This window comes from uncultured Campylobacter sp. (assembly GCF_938040115.1).
Lineage (GTDB): Bacteria > Campylobacterota > Campylobacteria > Campylobacterales > Campylobacteraceae > Campylobacter_A.
In genome coordinates this window covers 1-1,817 of record NZ_CALHXD010000081.1, presented here as the reverse complement: position 1 = coordinate 1,817, position 1,817 = coordinate 1, and the positions used below count along the sequence as shown (strand labels likewise).

The following is a 1,817-nucleotide window of genomic DNA, read 5'->3' as shown; positions in this document are numbered from 1 at the left end:
CTTCGATGCCGTATTTTAGGCTCACGTGGTAGTCGTCCTCGCCGTGTCCCGGAGCGGTATGTACTAGGCCGGTACCGCCGTCCATCGTGACATGATCGCCTAGGATAAATATCGATTTTCTGCCGTTTAGCGGATTTACCGCGTGCAGGTTTTCAAGCTCGGCGGAGGCGAATTCTTTTAAAATTTCGCCCTTGGTTAGACCTTCTTTTTCTAGTTCGCCAAGCATCTCTTTGGCAAATATCAAATTTTCAGCCGTCAAAACGTAAATTTCATTTGGATTTAGCGAGATGGCTTGGTTTGCCGGCAGCGTCCAAGGCGTGGTCGTCCAGATGACCGCGCTAGCGTCTTTTGCGCCTATTTTTGCCGCAGCTTCTTCGCCTAGTTTAAACGCGACGTAGATGCTGTAGTCCTCTTTGTCCTCGTACTCGACCTCGGCCTCGGCTAGAGCGCTTCTAGCCGCCCAGCTCCAGTACACCGGCTTGCTTCGCTCGACTAAAAGCCCGCGCTTAGCGACTTTGCAAAGCGTTTTGTAAATTTCGGCTTCAAATTTAAATTTCATCGTCAGATACGGGTCGTCCCAGTCGCTGGCGATGCCTAGCTGTTTAAAGCTCTCTTTTTGCACGTCGATAAATTCTCTAGCGTGTTCGCGGCAAAGCTCGCGGATTTGCGTTTTGCTCAGGCTTTTTTTCTTGTCGCCCAGTTTTACCTCGACTTGCTGCTCGATCGGTAGCCCGTGGCAGTCCCAGCCAGGCGTAAATCTCACGTTTTCGCCGAAGAAATAGTGCGTTTTTGCGATGATGTCTTTTAGGGTTTTGTTTAGCGCGTGTCCGATGTGGATGTTACCGTTGGCGTAGGGAGGGCCGTCGTGCAGAGTGAAGCTTTTAGCAGCTTTTTGCCTTTTAGCTTTCATTTTTTCGTAGATTTTTCTATCCTCGAACCACGATTTTAAGCGTTTTGGTTCGTTTTCCGGCAGGTTGCCGCGCATGGGAAATTCGGTATTTGGAAGCAATAATGTATCTTTGTAATCCATAGGTTCGCCTTGAAGTAAAAAATTGGTAGATTTTATCCAAACGGCGATTAAATGCTACTGAAAAAACGCTATTTTAAGCTAAATTTATGTAAGATGTTTTTGTTTTTTAAAGGAGAAAACAGTGAAAAACGCACTACTGATCATCGGCGAAGATATCGGCGTAAATGCGCCTTTTTTGGATTATATTTTTTGCGCTTACAAGCGGCATTTCGGCGAGCTTGGCGAGTTTAGGTTCGTTAGTAAAAGCGACAAGGAGTTGCCGTTTATCATCGAGCATCTTTGCGCGCGCTCCGATAGTCTTTGCATCTACGCGTCGAGTCAAAACTGCTCCGTCGCGGCTAAAATTTTAGCTACGTTAAGCGGCGATATTTTGGAGCTAAAATCCCCGCAAATGCTAGCTCCCAGCAGAGCTGAAAAATTTAGCGACGAGGGCTTTTTAATCAAACTAAATCAAACTTACGTAAATTTGTTAAAGGCCGACGCGAACCAAAAACTGCCTGCTATCGAGATCAAAACGCAGCGAGATTTCGGCTACTTTCATCTAGTAGATATCGACGAGGAAAGCGCGAAAATCCTGCTCGAACCGCTGGCAAAAACCTATGAAGTGCAGATTTATTCGTCTCAAATTTTATCAAATTTGGCGTTAATCAGAGTGGAGGCGAATAAATTCGGCCAAACCAGCGGCTTTATAAACGGCGCGAAAAATCTATTTTCGGGCAAATTTTTTGAGGGCGAGGATGTTTTCCGTCACGTTGCGAGCACACTCATTGCAAGCGGGCTAAAGCTT

Annotated in this window: 1 protein-coding gene and 1 pseudogene; one reads left to right on the top strand and one right to left on the bottom strand. The window is 46.3% G+C overall.

Going from position 1 to position 1,817, the window contains the following annotated elements; genetic code table 11:
- Positions 1 to 1,030 (bottom strand): class I tRNA ligase family protein (locus tag Q0314_RS03050; RefSeq protein ID WP_298056378.1); only part of this gene is annotated, 1,030 nt, incomplete at its 3' end.
- Between the two features lie 121 nt (positions 1,031 to 1,151).
- On the opposite strand from Q0314_RS03050, the pseudogene Q0314_RS03045 reads away from it, so the two are divergent.
- Positions 1,152 to 1,817 (top strand): annotated as a pseudogene (locus Q0314_RS03045) (CinA family protein); the annotation flags it as partial.